15 protein-coding genes are annotated in these 23,564 nt (G+C 44.8%); 12 read left to right on the plus strand and 3 right to left on the minus strand.

The annotated features are described in order from the left end of the window. Positions 1–24: 24 nt before the first annotated feature. Positions 25–564 carry an RNA 2',3'-cyclic phosphodiesterase gene (gene thpR / locus JK154_RS09030; RefSeq protein ID WP_211992182.1) on the minus strand — a complete coding sequence of 180 codons (540 nt, stop codon included), beginning with the start codon at positions 562–564 and terminating at the stop codon, positions 25–27. Between the two features lie 70 nt (positions 565–634). Here thpR and hrpB point away from each other — a divergent pair, with 70 nt between their 5' ends. From hrpB to fhuB, 6 genes are all read left to right on the plus strand, one after another. After that, positions 635–3,070, plus strand: a complete 2,436-nt coding sequence (hrpB, locus tag JK154_RS09035) for an ATP-dependent helicase HrpB (protein WP_211992183.1) — start codon at positions 635–637, stop codon at positions 3,068–3,070. A gap of 82 nt (positions 3,071–3,152) precedes the next feature. Next, entirely contained in the window at positions 3,153–5,675 is a 2,523-nt protein-coding gene (mrcB, locus tag JK154_RS09040) for a bifunctional glycosyl transferase/transpeptidase (RefSeq protein WP_211992184.1), read from the plus strand. A gap of 251 nt (positions 5,676–5,926) precedes the next feature. Next, positions 5,927–8,152 carry a ferrichrome porin FhuA gene (gene fhuA, locus JK154_RS09045; RefSeq protein ID WP_211992185.1) on the plus strand — a complete coding sequence of 742 codons (2,226 nt, stop codon included), beginning with the start codon at positions 5,927–5,929 and terminating at the stop codon, positions 8,150–8,152. Positions 8,153–8,197: 45 nt separating this feature from the next. Continuing rightward, complete coding sequence (gene fhuC / locus JK154_RS09050; RefSeq protein ID WP_211992186.1) at positions 8,198–8,995, plus strand: Fe3+-hydroxamate ABC transporter ATP-binding protein FhuC; 798 nt, start codon at positions 8,198–8,200, stop codon at positions 8,993–8,995. Beyond that, the gene (fhuD, locus tag JK154_RS09055; protein ID WP_211992187.1) at positions 8,995–9,894 is read left to right on the plus strand and encodes a Fe(3+)-hydroxamate ABC transporter substrate-binding protein FhuD; all 900 of its coding nucleotides are present in this window, start codon (positions 8,995–8,997) and stop codon (positions 9,892–9,894) included. Before fhuC ends, fhuD begins: the two co-directional genes overlap by 1 nt. Beyond that, complete coding sequence (gene fhuB / locus JK154_RS09060; protein WP_211992188.1) at positions 9,891–11,870, plus strand: Fe(3+)-hydroxamate ABC transporter permease FhuB; 1,980 nt, start codon at positions 9,891–9,893, stop codon at positions 11,868–11,870. Before fhuD ends, fhuB begins: the two co-directional genes overlap by 4 nt. Positions 11,871–11,911: 41 nt before the next feature. Here fhuB and hemL read toward each other — a convergent pair whose 3' ends face one another. After that, positions 11,912–13,192, minus strand: a complete 1,281-nt coding sequence (gene hemL, locus JK154_RS09065; protein WP_211992189.1) for a glutamate-1-semialdehyde 2,1-aminomutase — start codon at positions 13,190–13,192, stop codon at positions 11,912–11,914. Positions 13,193–13,369: 177 nt separating this feature from the next. Between hemL and clcA the strand changes: the two genes are divergently transcribed. Next, complete coding sequence (gene clcA / locus JK154_RS09070) at positions 13,370–14,806, plus strand: H(+)/Cl(-) exchange transporter ClcA (protein WP_211992190.1); 1,437 nt, start codon at positions 13,370–13,372, stop codon at positions 14,804–14,806. Positions 14,807–14,887: 81 nt separating this feature from the next. Further along, positions 14,888–15,232: an iron-sulfur cluster insertion protein ErpA gene (gene erpA / locus JK154_RS09075; RefSeq protein ID WP_211992191.1), complete on the plus strand. Its 345-nt coding sequence runs from the start codon at positions 14,888–14,890 to the stop codon at positions 15,230–15,232. Positions 15,233–15,973: 741 nt separating this feature from the next. Here the strand turns inward: erpA and JK154_RS09080 are convergent. Then, positions 15,974–16,492: a hypothetical protein gene (locus JK154_RS09080; RefSeq protein ID WP_211992192.1), complete on the minus strand. Its 519-nt coding sequence runs from the start codon at positions 16,490–16,492 to the stop codon at positions 15,974–15,976. 2,205 nt (positions 16,493–18,697) lie between these two features. Between JK154_RS09080 and JK154_RS09085 the strand changes: the two genes are divergently transcribed. From JK154_RS09085 to JK154_RS09100, 4 genes are all read left to right on the plus strand, one after another. Continuing rightward, on the plus strand, positions 18,698–19,300 hold the full coding sequence (locus JK154_RS09085; protein WP_211992193.1) for a fimbrial protein: 603 nt from the start codon (positions 18,698–18,700) through the stop codon (positions 19,298–19,300). 86 nt (positions 19,301–19,386) lie between these two features. Then, positions 19,387–20,094 carry a molecular chaperone gene (locus JK154_RS09090; protein ID WP_211992194.1) on the plus strand — a complete coding sequence of 236 codons (708 nt, stop codon included), beginning with the start codon at positions 19,387–19,389 and terminating at the stop codon, positions 20,092–20,094. Continuing rightward, the gene (locus tag JK154_RS09095) at positions 20,091–22,550 is read left to right on the plus strand and encodes a fimbria/pilus outer membrane usher protein (RefSeq protein ID WP_211992195.1); all 2,460 of its coding nucleotides are present in this window, start codon (positions 20,091–20,093) and stop codon (positions 22,548–22,550) included. The genes JK154_RS09090 and JK154_RS09095 overlap by 4 nt, the downstream gene beginning before the upstream one ends. 15 nt (positions 22,551–22,565) lie before the next feature. Next, positions 22,566–23,495 (plus strand): fimbrial protein, encoded by a 930-nt coding sequence (locus tag JK154_RS09100; RefSeq protein WP_211992196.1) that lies wholly within the window; start codon positions 22,566–22,568, stop codon positions 23,493–23,495. The last annotated feature ends 69 nt before the right edge of the window (positions 23,496–23,564 follow it).

Consider the following 23,564-nt stretch of genomic DNA (forward strand, 5'->3'; position numbering starts at 1 on the left):
TAATCCCGTTAGCTTAATCGTTAATCACGTTCGGCTATCAGATAATGGCCATTTTTCCAGTACTCGGTACTCGGTTTGTCCTTTTTTAAATATTGATGCATAGAGTGCAAATTCATTAACAGGGAATGACCAGCCAAAACCCGGTGGCGGCAATGCCACAGGCTGACTGGCATTACGATACAGGGTTATATGGGGGTGAAAAGGCAGCGGTGCCTGATAGCAGCCACTGCGTGCCGCCTGGGCTCGTAGCATATCCGCCAACTGCAATAGCCCCCTGGGGGCATGCCGTGGCCCGACCCATACCACCCCTGAGCGTAGCCATTGTCCGGCATCATCCAGCCGTAGTGTAAAAGCGGGCTGGGCAATACGTCCCGCTAACTGGGAAAGCGCTTTCTGTTTATCTGCGGATACTTCCCCCAAAAATGCGAGAGTCAGGTGTAAGTGGGACTGGACAACGGGGCGTCCGGCGGACTGGGAAAAATGGGCTGCACGCCAGGAAATAAGCCCCGACTGGATCGATTCGGGCAGGGCAAGGGCAAAAAACAGGCGACGCGTTTCGGCCATGGTTATCTCTCTGTTGTGAATGACTGATGCTACAATGCATGCTTTAGAATATTAACCTCTGGAGCCGTTTGTGTCGTCATTACCGGTTGCTGCTGTTTTGCCCGAGTTGCTTGACGCACTTGCCTCTGCCCCGCAAGTGTTGTTGATTGCCCCTACAGGTGCCGGGAAATCGACTTGGTTACCCCTGCAATTGCTCGCCCAGGGTATGGGTAACGGCCGTATTTTGCTACTTGAACCTCGTCGCCTTGCCGCGCGCAGCGTTGCTCAACGGCTGGCGGAATTATCAGGAAAAAAGCTGGGGGAGACGGTGGGCTACCGAATGCGTGCGGACAGTTGCATTGGACGGGATACCCGGCTGGAAGTGGTAACCGAGGGAATCTTAACGCGCCTGATTCAGCAAGACCCGGAGCTTAACGGGATTGACCTGGTCATCCTTGATGAATTCCATGAACGTAGCCTGCAGGCTGATTTAGCCCTGGCCCTGTTGCTGGATGTGCAGGCTGGCCTGCGGGAAGATTTAAAGATCCTGATAATGTCAGCAACCCTGGATGACAATCGCCTGCAGCAGCGTTTGCCGCTAGCCCCGGTCATTGTGTCACAAGGGCGTAGCTTTCCGGTTGAACGTCGTTATAATCCGCTGCCCGCACATCAACGCTTTGATGATGCCGTCGCCCAGGCGGTATCAGCCTTACTGCGTGAAGAACAGGGTTCATTACTCTTGTTTCTGCCCGGGGTCAGTGAGATCAAACGTGTTCAACAGCAGTTAACGGGGCGGATCGCGGACGATGTCATATTATGCCCACTCTATGGCGCACTTTCCCTGGTGGAACAGCGCCAGGCAATACTCCCACCACCGGGAGCAAAACGGAAAGTGGTGCTGGCAACCAATATTGCCGAAACGAGCCTGACGATTGAAGGTATCCGTTTAGTGGTTGACTGCGGCCTTGAGCGAAGTGTTCGTTTTGACCCCAATACGGGGTTGACGCGTCTGGTGACACAACGCATCAGTCAGGCCTCAATGACGCAACGCGCGGGGCGGGCAGGGCGTCTGGAGCCGGGTATTTGTCTGCATTTGATCAGTGCAGAACAGGCTGAAAGAGCCAGTGCGCAAAGTAGCCCGGAAATTCTTAATAGCGATCTTTCCAGCATGCAGTTGGATCTACTCCAGTGGGGATGTCACGATATTAACCAACTGACGTGGCTTGATCTACCGCCGGCAGTCAATCTGGCCCAGGCCCGGCAAATGTTGCACCAGTTAGGTGCCGTTGATGATAAACAGCGGCTGACCCACATGGGGCAACGGATGGCGCAGACTGGCAGCGATCCTCGTTTAGCCAGCTTGCTGGTTGCGGCGAAAGGGGCCGATCAACAAGCTAGCGCAGCGCGGTTAGTGGCGCTGCTTGAAGATCCTCCCCGGGTTACCGGCGCGGGTGATCTGAGATCACTTTTCGACAATCCTTCCAGCGCCGTGCGTCAACGTGCCAGTCAGTTACTTAAACGGCTAAAGGGCGAAGCAGGCAAGGTAAACCTGAGCTGTGTGATGCCACTGCTGGCCCAGGCTTTTCCGGACAGAATTGCCCGCAGGCGTAATCATACCGGACGTTATCAGTTAGCGAATGGCATGGGGGCCATGCTGGATGAAGAGGATGCGTTGACTCGCTATGAATGGTTGATTGCCCCATTATTATTGCAAGGCAATGCCTCGCCTGATGCGCGAATTCTGTTGGCATTACCGATAGACATTGAAGCTTTGACGGCACAATGCCCAGCCCTGATCGTGACGGATAATTCGGTAGAGTGGCATGAGGCCCATGGTGCTTTAAAAGCCTTGCAACGACGTAAGATCGGCAAGTTAATTATCAGTGTTCAGCAGCGGGAAAAACCTTCTGAGGCTGAAATGCAACAAGCGATTCTTAATGGTATTCGTGATAAAGGGCTGGGGTGCTTAACCTGGTCGGCTGGAGCGGGACAACTGCGCGTTCGTCTGGCTTGTGCTGCCCGCTGGTTACCTGAGCTTGACTGGCCCCCAGTAGATGATGAGGCATTACTGGCTGGTCTGGATACTTGGTTACTGCCAGAGATGCACGGAATATATTCACTGAGCGGTTTGAAAAAAATTGATTTACATAAAGCGTTAAATCACTTACTCGACTGGCAGATGCGTCAGCGGCTGGATAGTGCGCTACCAACTTATTACACTGTGCCCACTGGCAGTCAGATTACTATTCGCTATAGTGTGGATAATCCTCCTGTACTGGCGGTGAGGATGCAGGAGATGTTCGGTGAATCCCAAACACCTTGTATCGCAGAAGGGCGAGTGCCATTAGTTCTTGAATTATTATCGCCTGCACAGCGACCACTACAGATCACAAGGGATCTGACAGCTTTCTGGCAAGGGGCCTATCGCGAAGTACAAAAAGAGATGAAAGGGCGTTATCCCAAACATGTCTGGCCAGATGATCCCGCCCAGGCACTACCTACGCGACGTACTAAAAAGTACTCGTGACTTTTGAGAAATATCTTCTTTCGCAGATGGCGAGAGAATGGAGAATCAGGCCGCGGTGCCTGAAATTTTGTGGAGATAAATAATGGCGGGGAATGACCGCGAGCCTATTGCTCGCAAAGGAAAATCAACGCATTTGGCAAAAAGTAAGGCCAAAAATTCTCGACTCTCGGACGAAGATTACAAGGATGATGATTACGATGACGGCTATGAGGACGAGGAATCGATGCCACCAGTAAAAAAGAGAAAGACCAAAGGGCCAGTGTCTAAAAAATATCGCTTACTGAAGTTCCTGATAAAGCTATTTATTCTGTTTCTGGTATTAATGGCCATCTATGGCGTTTATCTCGACCAGCAAATTCGTAGCCGTATTGACGGTAAAGTCTGGCAGTTACCTGCGGCAGTATACGGGCGTATGGTCAATCTTGAACCGGATATGCCATACAGCAAAGCGGAAATGGTGAAGCTACTGGAGGCGACGCAGTATCGGCAGGTTACCCGTATGACACGCCCGGGTGAATTTACCGTGCAGGCTAACTCTATTGAAATGATCCGTCGTCCGTTTGATTTTCCTGACGGCAAAGAGGGGCAAATTCGCGCCAAACTCCTGTTCAGTGGAAATCATCTGGAATCTATCCAGAATATGGATAACAACCGTAGTTTTGGTCTGTTTCGCCTTGATCCGCGCCTGATTACTATGCTCTCGTCATCAAACGGTGAGCAGCGTCTGTTCGTTCAGCGCTCAGATTTCCCGGACTTACTGGTTGATACGCTGATCGCGACGGAAGATCGCCACTTTTATCAGCATGATGGCATTAGTCTCTACTCCATTGGTCGTGCAGTGGTGGCTAACCTGACGGCAGGGCGTGCCGTACAGGGGGGCAGCACCCTGACCCAACAGTTAGTAAAAAACCTGTTTTTAACCAATCAGCGCACCTTGTGGCGTAAAGCCAATGAAGCCTATATGGCTATCATCATGGATGCCCGCTATAGCAAAGATCGCATTCTTGAACTCTATTTGAATGAGGTCTATCTCGGTCAGAGTGGGGATGAGCAAATTCGCGGCTTCCCTCTGGCGAGTCTCTACTATTTCGGTCGCCCGGTGGATGAGCTGAGTCTTGATCAGCAAGCTCTGCTGGTGGGCATGGTGAAAGGGGCTTCGCTATATAACCCATGGCGTAACCCTAAACTGGCCCTGGAGCGCCGTAATGTTGTATTACGACTGCTGCAAGAGCAAAAGGTTATCGACCAGGAACTCTACGATATGTTAAGTGCACGCCCATTAGGGGTTCAGCCTCGTGGTGGCGTCATTTCTCCTCAGCCTGCTTTTATGCAACTGGTACGTCAGGAGTTGCAGGCAAAACTGGGGGATAAAGTGAACGACCTTTCTGGCGTGAAAATCTTTACCACCTTTGATTCCGTTTCTCAGGATGCAGCAGAGAAAGCGGTGACTGAAGGGATCCCAGCACTGCGCGCCTCTCGCAAGCTTAATGATCTCGAAGCGGCAATGGTGATTGTTGACCGGATGAGTGGTGAAGTGCGCGCCATTGTGGGTGGGGCAGAACCGCAATATGCAGGGTTCAACCGTGCGTTACAGGCACGGCGTTCCATCGGGTCTCTGGCGAAGCCTGCGACTTATCTGACAGCATTAGGTCAGCCAGACCGATACCGCCTCAACACTTGGATTGCTGATGCCCCCCTGTCGATTCCTGTTTCGGGTGGGCAGGTCTGGTCACCTCAGAATGATAACCGCCAGTTCAGTGGCCAAGTTATGTTGGTTGATGCACTAACACGTTCAATGAACGTGCCTACCGTGAACTTGGGTATGGCGCTCGGCCTGACGGCTGTCACTGATACCTGGATGAAGCTGGGAGTACCTAAAGAGCAGCTTAACCCGGTACCGGCAATGTTATTGGGGGCGCTGAACCTGACCCCCATCGAAGTGGCTCAGGCATTTCAGAGCATTGGCAGCGGGGGGAATCGCGCCACGTTGTCAGCCTTACGCTCAGTGATTGCCGAAGACGGTAAAGTACTGTATCAAAGCTTCCCACAGGCAGAACAAGCGGTTGCGCCTCAGGCAGCCTACCTGACGCTCTATACCATGCAGCAGGTTATTGATAAAGGCACCGGCCGAGTACTGGGGGCAAAATATCCTAACCTGCATTTAGCGGGCAAAACGGGGACCACTAACAATAACGTGGATACATGGTTTGCCGGAATAGATGGAAAAGAGGTGGCTATTACGTGGGTTGGTCGTGATAACAATCAGCCAACCAAGCTCTATGGTGCCAGTGGGGCGATGTCCTTGTATCAGCGCTACCTGGCGAACCAGACACCGATCCCACTGAATCTGACCGTGCCGGAGGATATTGTTGATATGGGTGTCGATACGGAGGGTAACTTCCAGTGCAGCACTAATGGCTATCGTGTGTTACCTGTCTGGACGACAAATCCCGAAGGTCTATGTCAGCAGAGTCAACAGGTGGACAGGGATCCGTTTAGTCAGGGGCAGTCACAGCCTCAGCAACAGCAACAGGCCCCAGTGGCAGGTTCAGAAAAAAGCGATGGAGTGGCTGGCTGGATTAAGGATATGTTCGGCAATAACTAAATTCTGTCTGTGAAAAATACCAGGGCGAGTCAGCATAAGCGACTCGCCTTTTTTCATAAGATTTTCACACTGACTTATCTAAAATTCTATCCTTTCATTACGTTGAAATAACAAGAAGGCTTCAGCTCAAAAATGAAGTAATTTGGAGGGGGGGAAGCACTTGCCAACGACTTTTTTTCGTCTATTATCTCCAGCCTTGCTGGAATAATTATCGTTCGCTTTATTATTTGTCTTTTCATTAGGAATGTTTTATGGCCCGTTTTGTCCCCAGTACGCATGGTCACAGCACTTTGCGTAAGATTGCACTCTTTGTCGCCGCAGCGCTGGGCAGCTATAGCGTGACAAGTTTTGCTGCTGAAACACCGGCGAAAGAAGACACCATCATCGTCACATCCACGGGCGCTCCAGTAGAAAGTCCATGGGGGCCCACGCCAACCATCGTAGCCAGGAAAGCTGTCACGGCGACGAAAACGGATACCCCGATTGAAAAAACGCCACAGTCTATTTCAGTCGTAACTAATGAAGAGATGCAGACTCACCAATTTGGCTCAGTCAAAGAGGCGCTGGGGTATAGCCCAGGTGTGACCGTGGCCTCTCGCGGTGCCTCTAATACCTATGATTATCTTATCGTCCGTGGGTTTGCTCCTGTTGGCTTGAATCAGAATAATTATCTGGATGGCCTGAAACTGAAGGGTGATTTCTATAATGATGCGGTTATAGACCCTTATATGCTGGAACGTGTTGAGCTAATGCGTGGCCCAACGTCGGTACTGTACGGCACAAGCAGTCCTGGCGGGATTGTGAATATGGTAAGCAAACGTCCGAGCAAAGAACCGTTGCATGAAATTCAGTTTAAAATGGGCAGTGATAACCTGTACCAGACTGGATTTGACTTTAGTGATGCGCTTGATGATGACGGTATTTACTCTTATCGTCTGACGGGAGTTGCTCGTTCTAATGATGAACAACAAGATCATGCCAAACAGAAACGCTATACGATTGCTCCCGCTTTTACCTGGCAGCCCAGCGACAGAAGCTTTTTGACATTACTGTCCTATTTTCAGAATGAACCAAACACCGGGTATTACGGTTGGTTACCAAGAGAAGGCACGGTTGATCCATTGCCCGGTGGTGGACGATTACCGGTGAGTTTTAACGAGGCGGCTGCTAACAATATGTATTCCCGGAACCAGAAAATGGTGGGGTACAATGCAGAGCACGGATTTAATGACACATTTACTTTGCGTCAAAATTTACGTTTTTCTGAAATGAAAGTGGATGAAAAAAATGCTTATGGTACGGGTCTATGTACCACATCATGGACTTGCAGTAGTTTACCTGCTGGCGCGAAAAAAGAAGATTACTTAGGTCGGGGCACCACCCACAGCGAGGAACGACTACAGAATTTTAGTGTTGATACGCAATTACAAACTAAATTTACCACTGATAATATTCATCATACTTTATTAACCGGGATAGATTACATGCGGATGCGTAATGACATCCGTGCTGTTTTTGGCAGCGCCCCGCCATTGGATTTAAATAATCCAGGGCCTTTAGAGTCTGTTGATTTCGGTGACGCTATTCCTTATCAACTAAATAAAACCTATCAGACCGGTATTTATATCCAGGATCAGGCTGAATGGGATAAATGGGTTGTGACACTTGGCGGACGCTATGACAGGCTGAAACAAAGTACCGTTGTTCGGGCAGAAAATGACACTGTATCCCGTAAGGACAGTCAGTTTACTTGGCGTGGTGGTGTTAACTATCTGTTTGATAATGGTATTTCCCCCTATTTTAGTTACAGCCAGTCATTTGAACCAAACGCATTTGATCTCTACGGTACGCCTCGTAACGCCTTTAAACCTTCAAAGGGTGAGCAGTATGAAGCTGGGGTAAAATATGTTCCGAAAGATCGGGCTATTGTGATCACAGGGGCGCTTTATCAGCTGACCAAAACTGATAATTTAATGGCAAACCCTGATCCTACTGCAATCGTGAATCAAGTCCCGGCAGGGGAGATCCGGGTTCGTGGTGCAGAATTAGAAGCTAAAGCTGCATTAAATCTCAATGTTAATGTTACCGCTTCCTACACATGGACTGATGCTGAATACACGACAGATACTAAATTAAAAGGTAATACCCCCGCACAAGTACCGAAGAATATGGCTTCATTATGGGGAGATTATACTTTCCACAGTGGGGAGTTAAGTGGCTTAACACTGGGTACTGGCGGGCGTTTCATCGGTTCAAGTTTTGGTGATCCGGCGAACAGTTTTAAAGTCGGTAGTGCTGCTGTCATGGATGCAGTGGTGAAATATGACTTGGGACGGTTTGGTATGAGTGGATCGAGTATTGCCCTCAATGTGAATAATTTACTTAATCGCGAATACGTTGCCAGCTGCTTCGAGAGCTATGGTTGCTTCTGGGGTGCTGAACGCCAGGTCGTAGCAACGGCAACATTCCGTTTTTAATTTCTCTTCGGGCGGGGTTCCCCGCCCTTTAACAAGATGGTCACTATGCAGGACAAACAGGCTCATTCCGGGACAACATTTAGTCTTCAACAAGTGGCTTTCCGGGTTCCGGGGCGCACGTTGCTGGCACCATTATCGTTAACGTTCCCCCCTGGTAAAGTAACCGGCCTTATTGGTCATAATGGTTCTGGGAAATCTACCCTGCTAAAAATGTTGGGACGCCATCAAAGGGCGTCAGAAGGCAGTATTAAACTCAATAATCAGCCACTTGATAGCTGGAGCAGTAAAGCCTTTGCCCGACAGGTCGCTTATTTGCCGCAGCAGTTACCCACAGCAGAAGGGATGACTGTTCGTGAGCTGGTGGCAGTGGGGCGTTATCCCTGGCACGGTGCCCTTGGGCGTTTTGGATCGGATGATCGCGAACGGGTTGACGAAGCTATCCACTTAGTTGGATTAGGCGCTTTTTCTGACCGACTGGTGGACAGTTTGTCTGGCGGGGAGCGTCAGCGTGCCTGGATAGCCATGTTGGTGGCCCAGAACAGTCGTTGTTTGCTGCTGGATGAGCCCACCTCAGCACTGGATATTGCACACCAGGTAGAAGTGCTGGCATTAATCCATCGACTCAGTGTGGAACGAGGCCTGACCGTGATAGCCGTACTCCATGATATTAATATGGCAGCACGCTATTGCGATAATCTTGTTGCGTTACGCCGTGGTGAAATGATTGCCTCCGGTTCACCTGTGGAGATGATGCAAAGTGATACCCTGGAAAAAATTTATGGTATTCCTATGGGGATACTGCCGCACCCTGCGGGTGCCGCACCGGTGAGTTTTGTCTACTGATGCGTTATTCTCCCCCGCCCCTTTTAACACGTCGTCGGTTATTGGCAGCGCTAGCCCTCTCGCCGGTATTATTTAACCTGCCATCGGCATTGGCTACCCTGCCTGATTCTCGACGTATTATTGCCCTGGAATGGCTACCCATCGAATTGCTGATGGCATTGGGTATTACCCCGATGGCTGCGGCCGATCTTCCCAATTACCAAGTCTGGGTTAATGAACCTAAGTTACCGGATTCGGTGATTGATGTCGGGCTGCGTACGGAACCTAATCTGGAGTTTATGGCGCAGCTGAAGCCTTCTTTAATCCTTTATTCTGCCGGGTACGGCCCGTCAGAAGAGAAAATAAAGCGGATTGCACCAGGAATAGGGTTTCCGTTCAATGATGGTTCAGGGAAACCACTGGATGTGGCTCGCCGCTCACTGATGACGCTGGGTGAGGCACTGGGCATGCAGCATATGGCCCAACACCATCTCAATGAATTTGATGTTTTTATTGAGAGTATGAAGCCACGTTTTGCTGGACGTGGCCAGCGTCCGTTACTGCTGATGGCGTTTATTGATAATCGCCATGTGCTGGTGGTGGGGAAACACAGTCTGTTTCAGCAAGTCATGGATCTGTTAGGACTGGAAAATGCCTGGCAGGGTGAGACCAATTTTTGGGGGACTGCGATTGTTGGTATTGAACGACTGGCCGAGATCAAAGGCGCGGATGTGTTGTGTCTTGAACATAACAATAATGCCATGATTCAACAAGCGACCTCCACACCACTATGGCTGGCAATGCCTTTTGTGCGCGAAGCGCGTTTCCAGCGCATTCCTGCTGTCTGGCTTTATGGCGCAACCCTTTCGGCGATGCACTTCACGCACGTGCTGGATAAAGCCCTTGGAGGCCGAGCATGATAAGGCATCGGTTTTTTCTGTCAGTAATTTTTTTACTGATACTATTCATCGCTGCATTGGGGCTAACGCTGGGAAATATGCAGGCTTTATTGCCTGTTGCTGAGTGGGTGCAGGCGCTGCGCGCCCCTGACCCCGATGAAGTTAATCAAATGCTATTTCACTACAGCTTGCTACCACGGGTATGTATTGCCTTGCTGGTGGGGGCCGGGCTGGGGATGGTAGGGGTCATGTTCCAGCAGGTTTTACGAAATCCGCTGGCGGAACCAACGACCCTCGGCGTTGCCAGTGGGGCTCAGTTGGGGATCACGGTAGCGACCCTGTGGGCTCTTCCGATAGCGGTTCAGCCTTATGTGGCATTAATCGGTGCCGTTCTGGTGGGGCTGGTGGTTTTTGGCGTGGCCTGGGGGCGGCGTCTTTCCCCGGTAACATTAATCCTCGCCGGGTTAGTACTGAGCCTCTATTGCGGTGCGGTTAACCAGTTACTGGCAATTTTCAATTATGACCAGTTACAGAATATGTTCCTCTGGGGTACGGGGTCACTTAACCAGCAAGACTGGGGCAGTGTTCAGACCCTGTGGCCACGCCTGTTCGGGGGATTTATCTTAACCCTGCTACTGCTGCGCCCACTCACATTGATGGGGCTGGATGATGGTGTTGCCCGTAATTTAGGGCTGGCGTTGTCTCTGGCCCGTCTGGGAATACTGAGCCTGGCGATTATTCTCAGCGCGCAGTTAGTCAGTGCCGTCGGAATAGTGGGATTCATTGGTCTGTTTGCCCCTTTACTGGCAAAAATGCTGGGGGCTCGTCGTCTGGTTCAACGGTTGTTTTTAGCCCCGCTAATAGGGGCATTGATCCTCTGGCTCTCTGATCAGGTGGTTATCTGGTTAGCCAGTTTCTGGCGTGAAATCTCTACCGGAACTATTACCGCTCTGATGGGCGCACCGATTTTACTCTGGTTATTACCCCGTCTGCGTACCTACAGCATGCCATCCATGGAGAGCGGCGATAATGTCCCGCCGGAACGGCAGGCATTTTATACGTGGGCAGTCTGTGGCTTGATTCTGTTACTCATCACTTCCGCGGTTGCCCTGTCGCTGGGCCGTAATGAACAGGGCTTTGACTGGATAAGTGCCACCTTGTTTGATGATGTCATGCCCTGGCGCTGGCCACGAGTGCTGGCAGCGATGACTGCGGGTATCATGCTGGCAGTGGCAGGATGTTTGATTCAGCGCTTGACAGGTAATGCCATGGCAAGCCCTGAGGTGCTGGGCATTAGCTCGGGGGCGGCATTTGGTGTCGTGCTGATGCTATTCTTCGTGCCAGGGAATGCCTTCGGCTGGATGTTACCCGCGGGTAGCCTTGGGGCGGCAGTCACCTTACTGATCATTGTGATTTCAGCGGGCAGGGGGGGCTTTTCTCCCCAACGCATGTTGCTGGCAGGGATCGCATTAAGTACTGCATTTATGATGTTACTGATGTTGATGATGGCGAGTGGTGATCCTCGTATGTCTTCAATTCTGACCTGGATTTCTGGTTCGACATATCATGTCAGTAGTACCCAAGCCCTTCAAACCTTAGGGGTGATGGTGGTTCTGTTCGCTATCCTGCCCCTTTGTCGGCGCTGGCTGGTGATTTTACCACTCGGCCGGGCAACAGCCAGCGCGGTGGGTATGGCAGTGACATCTTCTCAATTACTGGTATTGCTGCTGGCTGCCACGTTAACGGCGGCGGCAACACTGATTATTGGGCCGCTGAGTTTTGTGGGTTTAATGGCTCCCCATATTGCCAGCATGCTCGGTTTCCGCCGGGCTGTGCCGCAGATTGTTATTTCAGGAATACTGGGTGGGTTACTGATGATGCTGGCCGACTGGTGCGGCAGGATGATGATGTTCCCGAACCAAGTGCCGGCGGGGTTGTTAGCCACCTTTATTGGTGCGCCTTACTTTATTTACTTGCTGAGAAAGCAGAGTCGTTAAACAACCGTCCCTCTTCAGGAGGGACGGCTTATTTATGATGCCTATAATTGGGCAAATGCCACACGAGCGGCATCAATGGTTTTTTGAATGTCTTCTGGTGAATGGGCCACTGACATGAAACCTGCCTCGAAGGCTGATGGTGCCAAGTAGACGCCTTGATCCAGCATCTGATGAAAGAAACGCTTGAAGCGTTCAACATCGCAGGCCATGACATCTTTATAGCTGGTCACGGCAGGTGCATCGGTAAAGAAGAGACCGAACATGCCGCCCACATGGTTGATGACCATTGGAATACCCGCTTCTTTAGCAGCATCCAGTAATCCTTCCGCCAGCATATCTGTCAGTTCGGTTAGCGTTTCATAAATTCCTGGCTGGGTAATTTCATTGAGACAGGCATAACCCGCAGCCATAGCGATAGGATTACCAGAAAGGGTCCCAGCCTGGTAGACCGGGCCAACAGGCGCCAGGGCTTCCATAATGTCACGACGGCCCCCAAAAGCACCCACTGGCATACCGCCACCGATAATTTTTCCTAAACAAGTCAGGTCAGGTTCAACGCCGTAATAGTCCTGAGCACCTGCCAGGGCGACACGAAAACCGGTCATCACTTCGTCGATGATTAACAAAGCACCGAACTCATCACACAGGGAACGTAAGCCTTGCAGGAAACCATCATTCGGTGGGATGCAGTTCATATTACCGGCCACAGGTTCTACGATGATGCAGGCAATCTCTTCAGGGTAGCGAGTAAAAGCTTCACGTACAGAGGCGAGATCATTATAGGTACAGGTCAGGGTATGTTTAGCAAAGTCAGCGGGCACACCTGGTGAGTTTGGCTGACCCAGTGTAAGTGCACCTGAACCGGCTTTGACCAGTAAGCAGTCTGCGTGACCGTGGTAACAACCTTCAAATTTGATGATTTTGTCCCGGCCAGTGAATCCACGGGCCAGTCGAATGGCGCTCATGGTGGCTTCAGTGCCGGAGTTGACCATACGTACCATATCCATGGTGGGCACCAGTTCAGTGACCAGCTCGGCCATTTTGACTTCCATTTCGGTCGGAGCACCAAAACTTAAACCACGGCTGACCGCCTCAATGACGGCACTACGAATCGCCGGGTGGTTATGTCCCAGTATCATCGGCCCCCAGGAACCCACATAATCAATGTAGGCCTTGCCTTCTACGTCAAAGAGATAGGCTCCATCTGCGCGTTCAATAAATAGCGGTACGCCACCAACGCCGGTAAAGGCTCGTACTGGTGAATTAACGCCACCGGGAATGACCTGGCGGGCGGCGGTGTACAAGCTTTCAGACTGACTCATGAATAGGCTCCTGACTCGGAAATAGGGAATAACGGGCATAGTCTATGTGAAACGGTGAACGAGGTGAAATATTTGACGCCGTGGGTCCTGAACGATATTCCGTTATATTCATAGGACGTTCACTTAATCAACAGGTAAGATAGATACCTTTCTTGCCATTTTATATGACTGAGACCCATGAATTCAGCAAATTCTAACGCCCCAGAACAGTATAGCGCCCTTGAACGTAGCAAGGTTATTCTACGTCGTTTATTTGGTATGGAGGACATGCCTGTCCCGACACTGTTGCTGGCAGCTCTTGTTGGTACTCTGGCCGGTCTGGCTGGTGTCGGGTTTGATAAAGCCGTCAATTGGGTACAACAATACCGTATTGGTATGCTGGCGGAAGTGGCTGATGATGCCTGGACTGTCTGGCCTATGGCCTTTCTGGCATCGGCATCATTAGCGATGCTTGGTTATTATCTGGTACGGCGTTTTGCGCCAGAGGCAGGGGGGTCTGGGATACCTGAAATTGAAGGTGCGTTAGAAGGCGTGCGTCCGGTACGCTGGTGGCGAGTCATCCCGGTGAAATTTTTTGGCGGGATGGGAACCCTGGGAGCAGGGATGGTACTGGGGCGTGAAGGGCCGACAGTACAACTTGGGGGAAGCTTCGGTCAGATGGTGTTTGATTTGTTTCGTCTGCGTAAACCAGAAGTTCGTCATTCCCTTGTGGCAACGGGAGCGGGGGCCGGACTGGCTGCGGCCTTCAATGCCCCCCTGGCGGGTATCTTTTTCGTTATTGAGGAGATGCGCACCCAGTTTCATTACAATTTTGTCTCAATTAAGGCTGTTTTTATTGGCGTTATTATGTCGACCGTCGTTTATCGGTATTTTAATTCCAGTCTGATTTTGATTGATTTAGGGATGGTTGGTGATGTTGCGCTGAATACACTCTGGCTTTATCTGGTGATGGGTATGGTAATTGGTATTCTGGGCGTGGTGTTTAACCGTCTCGTGCTGGGTGTACAGGATATGTTTCAGCGCATTCATGGTGGTAATACTACTAAATGGGTGTTGATTGGTGGCCTGATTGGTGGTCTGTGTGGGGTGCTGGCGCTTGCACAGAGTGCGACGGTGGGCGGTGGGTTCAATATGATCCCTATTGCGACGGCTGGAAACTATAGCCTGAGTATGCTGGTTATCTTATTCGCGGCCCGTCTTGTTATCAGCCTGTTGTGCTTTTCTTCTGGCGCACCCGGAGGAATTTTTGCCCCGATTCTTGCTCTGGGGACTTTACTTGGAATGACATATGGAACCCTATGCACTATGTGGTTACCAGAGTATCATTTACCCATGGGCGTTTTTGCTTTGGCGGGAATGGGGGCGTTGTTGTCAGCCACCTTGCGCGCGCCACTGACCGCTATCGCGCTGGTTCTGGAAATGACCGGTAATTATCAGCTTATTTTGCCCATGATTGTAACCAGCGTTGGTGCGACATTATTCGCACAGCTTCTTGGCGGAAAACCGTTATACTCTCAAATCCTGGCAAGAACACTGGCCAAACAAGAAGCCAGTAAAGCACATGCCGCCTCTCTGACTCCTGCGGCTGAAGCATCAGTAGAGCGGAATACTTGAACGATTTACCAGGGTATTGGATAATATTACACAAAGCACGGGGCATTTTTGGCCCGGCTTGTTCATTGTTTGGAGCAAAAAATGAGTGATGACGCAGCGCTGCCCCTGCAGTTTACAGAAGCAGCAGCAAATAAAGTAAAAAGCCTGATTTCCGATGAAGATAATCCTAATCTGAAGTTGCGTGTTTACATTACCGGTGGCGGATGCAGCGGTTTTCAGTATGGTTTTACCTTTGACGATCAGATAAACGAAGGTGACATGACCATTGAAAAACAAGGTGTTGCCCTGGTGGTTGACCCTATGAGCCTGCAGTATCTGGTCGGGGGTTCGGTAGATTACAGCGAAGGCCTGGAAGGGTCACGTTTCGTTGTGACGAACCCGAATGCAACCAGCACTTGTGGATGCGGTTCTTCATTCAGTATCTGACCTGAGTCCAGCCTGGAGAGGGGGCATACGCGCTTTCTATGAGATTCCCCTGAAAAGCAGTCCGGCGACTGCCCCTCTCCTTCCATCTTTACCCCGCTTGTCTTACACCGCCTGTTATTCATTTATTCCATTGATAATCAATGTATTATTTTTATTTGTGGCATTCAATATTGCCTCTTTTTAGCTTTAGATGACATTTTATTGATATGTAATGTCCAGTAAATTTTTTGTTTTTATATGTAAGGCTGGCTTAATAGCTACCGTAGAGCGGCATAATTCGTCACTGAATCTATATCGCTTGAATGCGTGATATTTCTGGGGGCGACGCTGCAGTAAATAACCAGGTTCTTATTCAGGTAAGTTACTGGGCAAAAAGAGAAAATCCAGCACTTCTGCACTTGAAATAAGACGGGCAGAGAGACTACTGAGAAGCCTGTTTAGAGGGATGATGCTCTCCGCATTGCCTGGATAGCTGTTATCGCTTATCGGGACGTTCCGTTGAGCCTGTTTACTTGTCTGGAATAATAAAAAAATATCACGTAAAGCCCATTCATTGAACCAATGAAGTATGTATTCCTCGTATAAGAAATAAATTTTTTATAATAGAAAAAACTAATTTAATACTGATTATGATGTGTTGTCTTCGAAAGGAAATAAGGCTAAATAATATTATTCTTGATAAACCCGCCATGCGTTCATCACACTTAAGTTATATTTATTTTCACTCATTTTGTCTTTATTTCAATAGTGGTAATGCGGGCAGTTCTGTCCAGCCTGCTCTGGAGATTGTGGAGTATTATAGCCATTTTCAAGTATTGCATCGATAATTAAGTTTTTAATGTTAACGATGAAAAACTGCGAAATTTTTGTAATAAAAGCCGGTGAAGAAGTACGATTAATAGCATCCGTTTTTTTTAACTCTGACTGAAATCTCACCTTAAGAATTAAAAGCAGAGGTAAAGTTAAAATGAAACAATCAACACATGTCAATTTTATATCTGATTGATTTTTATATAAAAATAACAAGCTTATCAAGATGGCCACAGAGAAGAGGGTTGAAACATCTGTCATCGTGGATGTGATTATATGTTTATGAATGTCAAGTGATGTAGATATATCATATATATAAGTCAGTGTTCCTGACAAAAAAAACCATAACTCTGTCTTGTGATTTTTTTTGTGACCTAAAGTAAAAAACATTAGACTTTTTTTACATATCCTTAATGATATTCCCAGCGGGATTGTTAGCTTTACAAGCACACAGCAATCCTGGCAGGGGATAGATAGAACAGTATTCTTTCAAATATGTTTGAAAAATTAAAAAAATATGAAGTAAAATTTTATTATTTAAACTTAGCCAAATCCATTGGCTGAACTCTGTATAACGTTAAGTATATTTTCATCAAATAAATAAAGTGCCAGAAAGTATATCGAGATATTTTTCAGGAAATACAAAAGATGAACTACCTGAGGTCGTGTTTATCCTGAATTTAAGTTAAGAGCAGAATACACAGACGGCTCCAATTAATTGTGAGTGACAACTGTGTTGACACGTAACGGTTAAAGTGTAATTATTTCCCGCAGCAAAAATTAACATTTTTTGATATAACCAGGAAGGTTAGTCTGATACTCCGATACACAATGACTGAGAGTGTCAGTGAACAGCGTAAATAGAGACAGGCAGTAACTGGATAACATGGATGGAGCTCCACATGCTGGAGCTTCGGTATAATCCAGACTGTCAGCTGATGATAAAAGTATTTTTCATCAGTAAATTAAGGGATAGATAGCGTTCTATTTAGATGTTCAGGGAAGAGCCAAAGCTGTAGATATAAGTATCACTTCGTGACTATCGCGGTAACTGTCATAGGGCGAAGGTAGGTCATATTCCTCAGTACAACGAGAATTGTCACCATTCTGAAAACCTCTGTCAGAGGATAACGGAGTGACGAATCGTGCGCATTTCCCCGAACGAAAAGCCAGCATTCTGGCTGAACTATTATCCCCTAAAACATGATCACTACTGACTCTCTCTCAGAGAGAAGGAATACCTGAATATTCTGAGTTGAGAGCGGATTACGTCGATGACTTCAATTCATCATGGGTGACAACCGCGTGATACGAGCTGGTGACAGTTTGACCATTTATGTGATGGGAGTTAATACTTTTCGATATCGTCAACAGAATTAACCTGACACCTCAGAGACATAATGACTGAGAGTATCAGTAAGCAGCGTAAATAGAGACGGGCAGCAACTGGATAACATGGATAAAGCTCCCATGCTGGAGCTTGGTATAATTCAGACTGTCGGCGGATGAAAAAATATTTTTCATCGGTAAACAAGGGATAATAGTATTCTATTTAGATGTGCAGGGAAAAGCCAAAGCTGTAGATATAAGTATCACTTCGTGACTATCACGGTAACTGCCATAGAGCGAAGGTGGGTCATATTCCTCAGTACGACGATAGCTGTCACCTCTCTGAAAACTTCAGCCAGAGGGTAACGAAGTGACACAATCATGCGCATTTTCCCCGAATGAAAAGCCAGTATTCTGGCTGAACTATTATTCCCCTACAATATGATCGCCGCCGATGTAGCTCACAGGAAAGAATACCTGAAGCTAGCCTGTAAGACTGCTAAAACGCTATTGGGCAGGAAATGTATATAATTCCAGAGACAGTTACAATAGCGTTCTGACAGGACAAGCAGAAGGTTCTCTGATACTGAATTAAGGCAGAGGCCAATAGGTGGTTTAAATTAAATAGGGCGACAACGGTCTTGATACTAATTATAGGAATTATTCGGATTCTACTGCTGAATAATGGAATATAAAATCTTAATAATTTCATGAAGTTTCTGAATGCATGTATTAAATATAAATTTTTTCATTGAATACGGGCAGTGTTATATGGGTCTTACGGAAAAAAAGTCTTACAGTACAGTGACGTGCGAAATATAAAATCTAAGGTCACAAGGATATTTTTTGGGTGAGGCAGTGTTTATCTATTCAAGGAGGAACTGGCGGGGTACTTCAGTCATTAAAGGGCATAAGCAGAAAGAATTACGTATAAAATCAGACTGTGTTTTTGTACTTCAATAATATTGAATTTATCCTGAAATTAAATTGGTTTTTATAAAAACAAATGAGTGGTTTAGTTAATGATCTGTGATTTTTTCATGGCACTAACTCCATTATTCTAATCATGAATAAAGAAATTTTCTTTTTGATAACATTTATTTCACAGAGTGAGGGGAGTAACAGCAAGCCAGTCATATAACGTTAACCTAAAGGAGGTGCTAATACAAGAGTACTTATATGTATAAATGCATTGTATTTATACATTAAAATTAAAAAGATACTTTTAGATTGCTCATTCATTATTCAATAATGAGAGTGGCATCGTATTGTCTTTTTTCAATGATTTTAAATTCACTATTAACCTACTGTCATCATAAGGGTAAAATGAAGTATATATCTAAACTGAAGAAGAGCATATTATCATCGATAGTCATTATCAGCGGAGGGATGCTATCAAGCGTGAGTATGGCACATGCTTATGATGGGCAAATAACATTTCACGGAAAAATAAGCGCTGCCACTTGTGAGATCAGCGGGGGTAATACTAATGGTACGGAAACAAATAGCCCTGATTTTGTTGTAACGTTACCTACTGTCTCCTCAATGGCTTTTAAATCTGTGGGAGAAAAGGCAGGAGATACTGACTTTTTTATCAAGTTAAAAGGTGATAATTGTAAGCCAGGTAATGGTTATGCGATTAAGTTTGAAAGAATTAGTAGTAATGGTTTTATCGATGCTAAGACCGGATATCTTAAAAATACAAACACAACTGCAGCTGGAGCTAAAAATGTCCAGTTAGTCATTAGTGATGAAAACAAGAATCCTTTTGATTTCACCACGACTAATGATACTTCACCGACTAAAAACCGTGGGGAGAACGACACAGAGACAATTTTCAATTTTGGTGTGCAATATGTCTCAACGGCTGCCAGTGTCACTGGAGGGGAAGTCGAGGGTAACATCTATTATAGTGTAGTGTACCCATAAAAAAAAGGACTTCATGCTACACATCATGAAGTCCTTCCAATGAATTACTATTCTACTCATATTTTAAATTTAAAAAAGCAACCTAAATGAAAAAAATAATAACTGTTTTATTTTTATTAATTCCTTTGTCAGCATTGGGAACAATACAGATGAATACAACAAGGGTTATTTTAGAAGAGTCAGAGAATGAACAAACGGTTGAGGTTAATAATATTGGAATAAAAACTGCGTTAATACAAGTTTGGTTATCTCAGGACGACGCTAATGACAGAATTAAAGACACTGGGTTTATCATCGCACAACCCATGTTTAAAGTAAAGTCAGGAAGGTCTAAGATTGTAAGGATTATAGGCACAGATGAAATAAAAAAACTTTATCCTAAAGATAGAGAAACTATGTTATGGATGAATTTTTTAGATATTCCTCAAAAAAATGAAAATGGAAATAACTCTTTAAATATTGCAGTGCATACCAAAATGAAATTTTTTTATATGCCAGAAAATATTGAAATTACAAGAGCAGAAGCTGCTGAGAAATTGAGTTGGGGAATCCAAAGAATAGGTAAAGATATTTATTTAGTCGCCAAAAATAACAGTCCGATTTATGTCAGTTTGGGTAAGCTGGCATTAAAAAATAATATCCCAATTAAACTAGACTCGAGTGCCATAGCACCATTTAGTGAGACTAAATATAAAATCACAAAGGAGATGTCTAATAAAAGAAATATAATAGTTGAATATTCATATATAGATGATCTTGGTACATATATATCAAAAGAAATTAATCTAACATGAAGCTGAATAAAAATATCATATTTATACTGTTTTTTTTACCAATAACGGGATTCACTAGTGAAAATGAAATTTTCAAAACTGAGTTTTTAACATATCTGGGTCATAACGAAAAAATAGATCTCGATGATATGATTAAGCCCGGAAGACATTATGTTTTAGTCTATGTTAATGGTAAGAAAATTAGTACCGAAAACATTGAGTTCAAGCAGTATAAAGACAGTCTTGCACCCTGTTTTAGTCAGCAGGATATATCTAAGTTTAACCTTGACTATGACAAGCTGAAATTCATTGGCGGCATGTCATCTGAATGTTTTTTTATTGAAAATATACTTGATGGGGCATATGCAACACTAGATCCTGATGATGAAAGGTTAGATGTCAATATCCCTCAAATATATTTATCATCTAAAAGTGATGATTATATTTATCCATCGCAATGGGATAGAGGTGTGAATAGTTATGCATTAAAATACAATATGAATATGACCAGTATAAGAGAGAAAAACTATGATAATACATACTCTTATAATGGATATTTCCAGCAGCATTTGAATTTATATTCATGGCGTATCTATGGCAATAATTCTTTGTCAGCAAGGAATAATAGCACTATGAAGAATAAATTTTATGATTTATTTGCTGAAAATTCAATTGCTAGTATTAAATCTAATTTAACAGTGGGTGAAATAAATACGAATGGTGATTATTTTAACTGGGTGAAATATCGAGGGGTAAAATTATCCAGTGATAACAGGATGAATGCTACATCATTATCTGGCTTTGCACCATCAATCAGAGGTGTAGCCAGTTCACCTTCATTATTGAGTGTTGAATATAATGGCAGGGTCATATATGAGAAAAACATTCCTGCTGGTGAGTATAATATTCAAGATCTTCCCAGGACTTATGGTAATGGATATTTAAATGTTATTCTAACTGGTGCTGATGGTGCCAGAACGGTGCAAGAGATTCCGATCTCAACAATATCCAGTCTGATAAGACCCGGAAGCTATGAATATAGCTTAAATATTGGTTCATTAGATTCTATGTATCCTGGAAACTATTGGCTTACACAAGCTGATATCAAGTATGGTATTAACAATAATCTAACCATGTATAGTGGTTTACAATCTATCTATCCTAATGACTACGCCCAGGCGATGATTGGCGGAACATTGAATACGAAAATAGGAGGGGTTTCTTTAGAGTACTATCGATCATTCTCAGATGAAAAAATGACTGAAGGTTCTTCTTGTGGTCTTTTTTGCGATGATAAAATCGTACTGAATTACGAAGAAGATATATCATTGATTGATGCTAACTTATCCCTGTCTGTAACCCGTTATTTAGATAAGAACTATTTTGAATTAAGTGATTTCATGGCTAATAAATATAGCTATAATATTAACAGAAGCTATGATAACTATCAAAATAGACAGGTTAGTAATTTATCATTAAGGAAATCACTACCAGAAAATTATGGTGGCATTTCTGCCTCTGGGTATTACACCACCCCCTGGAAGGGCAGTGGTGCAGATACTTATGGTTATTCACTTAGTTATAATAATAATATTGGTAAATTAAGTTATAATATATCATTTTTCTCATACAGGAATAGAGATAATAAATTAGATAATACCTTTTCTATAAGTTTAGATATTCCATTAGAAACTAAAAAGAAAAATTTAAACTTAACTTCATCATACATTAATTATGCAGATAGCCATAACACTCGTGTTTCCTTAGTTAGTAATGATAAATCTCTGGATGAGGCAAATTATAATTTTTGGATGGACAGGGGGACTGTAAATAGTTTTGGCAATGGTGGTTCACTGAGTTACAACAATGGAAGAAATACAAAGCAAGCTGGCTACTCTAAAAATGAAAATAGTGAGATGATTTACGGAAATATAAATGGAGCAATAGTGCTACATGATGGGGGGATTACCAGCGCAAGTGAATTAGGGAAAACATTTGCTATTGTCAAAGCTATTGGTGCAGAAGATATAAATATAGCATCAAATAGTAATATAAAAATAAACTCCAGTGGTTATGGTATTGTGCCATATATGTCACCCTACAAAAAAAATTATATTACATTAGACTCAAAGAAAAGTAAAAACATGTCAGAAGTTGAAGAGAATAGATTGTTAGTTATTCCAGACAATGGTTCATCTCCATTGGTTGAATTCAAAGTAAACAAAATAGGTAAGAATATCATTAAGATACATAGTGCGAGTTATGATATACCATTTGGTGCTAAGGTTATGGATGATAAAAATAATGTTTTAGGTATAGCGGATCAAAGCGGTTTTGTTTTATTACCTCAAGGCTATGAAGAAAATAAAGAGTTAGGTATTAATTGGAGTAAAGATAGCAAAGATTATAAATGTAAGATTAAATTAAAAGCAAATCCTGATGCTTCTAGTTCAATTATCAATGCTGATTGCGTTTAATATAAAGAGTTAGCCATGCGAAATATTTTATTAATAATGATGATGTTTTTATTTTCTGGTGTTAGCTATGCTGATTATCGTGAAACTTTTTATGTTAGCAATGTTAATATAACTGATTATCATAATCAATCTGAAGGATATACTTTCTCATCACACACATATCATCTAAGAAGTGAGAACTTAACAATATCCACAAATAATAACAATCAGCATATTAATCTGGATGGCAAGTATGCTGACTCTGTCATGACCGGTAAAGAGAATACTATCATAAGAACACCGATACCTGGCTTAGGGCTAAGAATTAGCTGGGCAACAGATAATCAGTCAAGCAATAGTATTTTAAAATATTTTCCCTTTAACAGGACATGTATATCACCATGTCAGTTACAGGATTTGGTTATTGTTGAATTCATCAAAATAGGAACAATTAAGACGGGCACGATGAGAAGAGGTACTGAATTAGCTACTGTTAATTTGAGTCAGAATGTCACAAACCCTGAGTATATGAAAATAGTTCTTAATGAAGACATTATTTTAAAATCCAGATCTTGTGTTTTGTTAGATACAGATAAATATGTTGATCTCGGTAATTTCACTGCCGATGAATTAAAAAACATAAAATACTCACCAAAATATATAGACTTTGATCTTACATTATCCTGTGAGCAGGATACTTCTGTTGGCATGTCTTATATAGGAACAAGTGTAAATCAAAATCTAAAAAATACTGGGACATCTGAGGGTGTATCAATACTGTTAAATGATGAGGATAATAAAAAGGTAAAAATATCACTAACACCAACGGTAAATAACTACGTGAGTGTTTTAGCCAATGAAAATAAACCTATAAAGTTAAAAACAGCAGTGAATGTAGATGACCGTCGTAATATTAAATCCGGTACCATTGAAGGTAGTTTATTTATTTTGTTAGAGATTAATTAAGATGGGAAATAAAATAAAGTCGTTGGTAGTGTTGAGTTTTTTTTGTTTATATTCAACGGCATCATTATC

The organism is Citrobacter sp. JGM124 (genome assembly GCF_018257795.1).
Taxonomy (GTDB): domain Bacteria; phylum Pseudomonadota; class Gammaproteobacteria; order Enterobacterales; family Enterobacteriaceae; genus JGM124.

Excerpts from the sequence above, each read along its gene's own strand:
- hemL (WP_211992189.1), bottom strand. The coding sequence starts at position 13,192 with ATGAGTCAGTCTGAAAGCTTGTACACCGCCGCCCGCCAGGTCATTCCC.
- fhuB (WP_211992188.1), top strand. The coding sequence starts at position 9,891 with ATGATAAGGCATCGGTTTTTTCTGTCAGTAATTTTTTTACTGATACTA.
- mrcB (WP_211992184.1), top strand. The coding sequence starts at position 3,153 with ATGGCGGGGAATGACCGCGAGCCTATTGCTCGCAAAGGAAAATCAACG.
- fhuC (WP_211992186.1), top strand. The coding sequence starts at position 8,198 with ATGCAGGACAAACAGGCTCATTCCGGGACAACATTTAGTCTTCAACAA.
- clcA (WP_211992190.1), top strand. The coding sequence starts at position 13,370 with ATGAATTCAGCAAATTCTAACGCCCCAGAACAGTATAGCGCCCTTGAA.
- erpA (WP_211992191.1), top strand. The coding sequence starts at position 14,888 with ATGAGTGATGACGCAGCGCTGCCCCTGCAGTTTACAGAAGCAGCAGCA.
- thpR (WP_211992182.1), bottom strand. The coding sequence starts at position 564 with ATGGCCGAAACGCGTCGCCTGTTTTTTGCCCTTGCCCTGCCCGAATCG.
- JK154_RS09090 (WP_211992194.1), top strand. The coding sequence starts at position 19,387 with ATGAAAAAAATAATAACTGTTTTATTTTTATTAATTCCTTTGTCAGCA.
- JK154_RS09085 (WP_211992193.1), top strand. The coding sequence starts at position 18,698 with ATGAAGTATATATCTAAACTGAAGAAGAGCATATTATCATCGATAGTC.
- JK154_RS09100 (WP_211992196.1), top strand. The coding sequence starts at position 22,566 with ATGCGAAATATTTTATTAATAATGATGATGTTTTTATTTTCTGGTGTT.
- fhuA (WP_211992185.1), top strand. The coding sequence starts at position 5,927 with ATGGCCCGTTTTGTCCCCAGTACGCATGGTCACAGCACTTTGCGTAAG.
- fhuD (WP_211992187.1), top strand. The coding sequence starts at position 8,995 with ATGCGTTATTCTCCCCCGCCCCTTTTAACACGTCGTCGGTTATTGGCA.
- JK154_RS09095 (WP_211992195.1), top strand. The coding sequence starts at position 20,091 with ATGAAGCTGAATAAAAATATCATATTTATACTGTTTTTTTTACCAATA.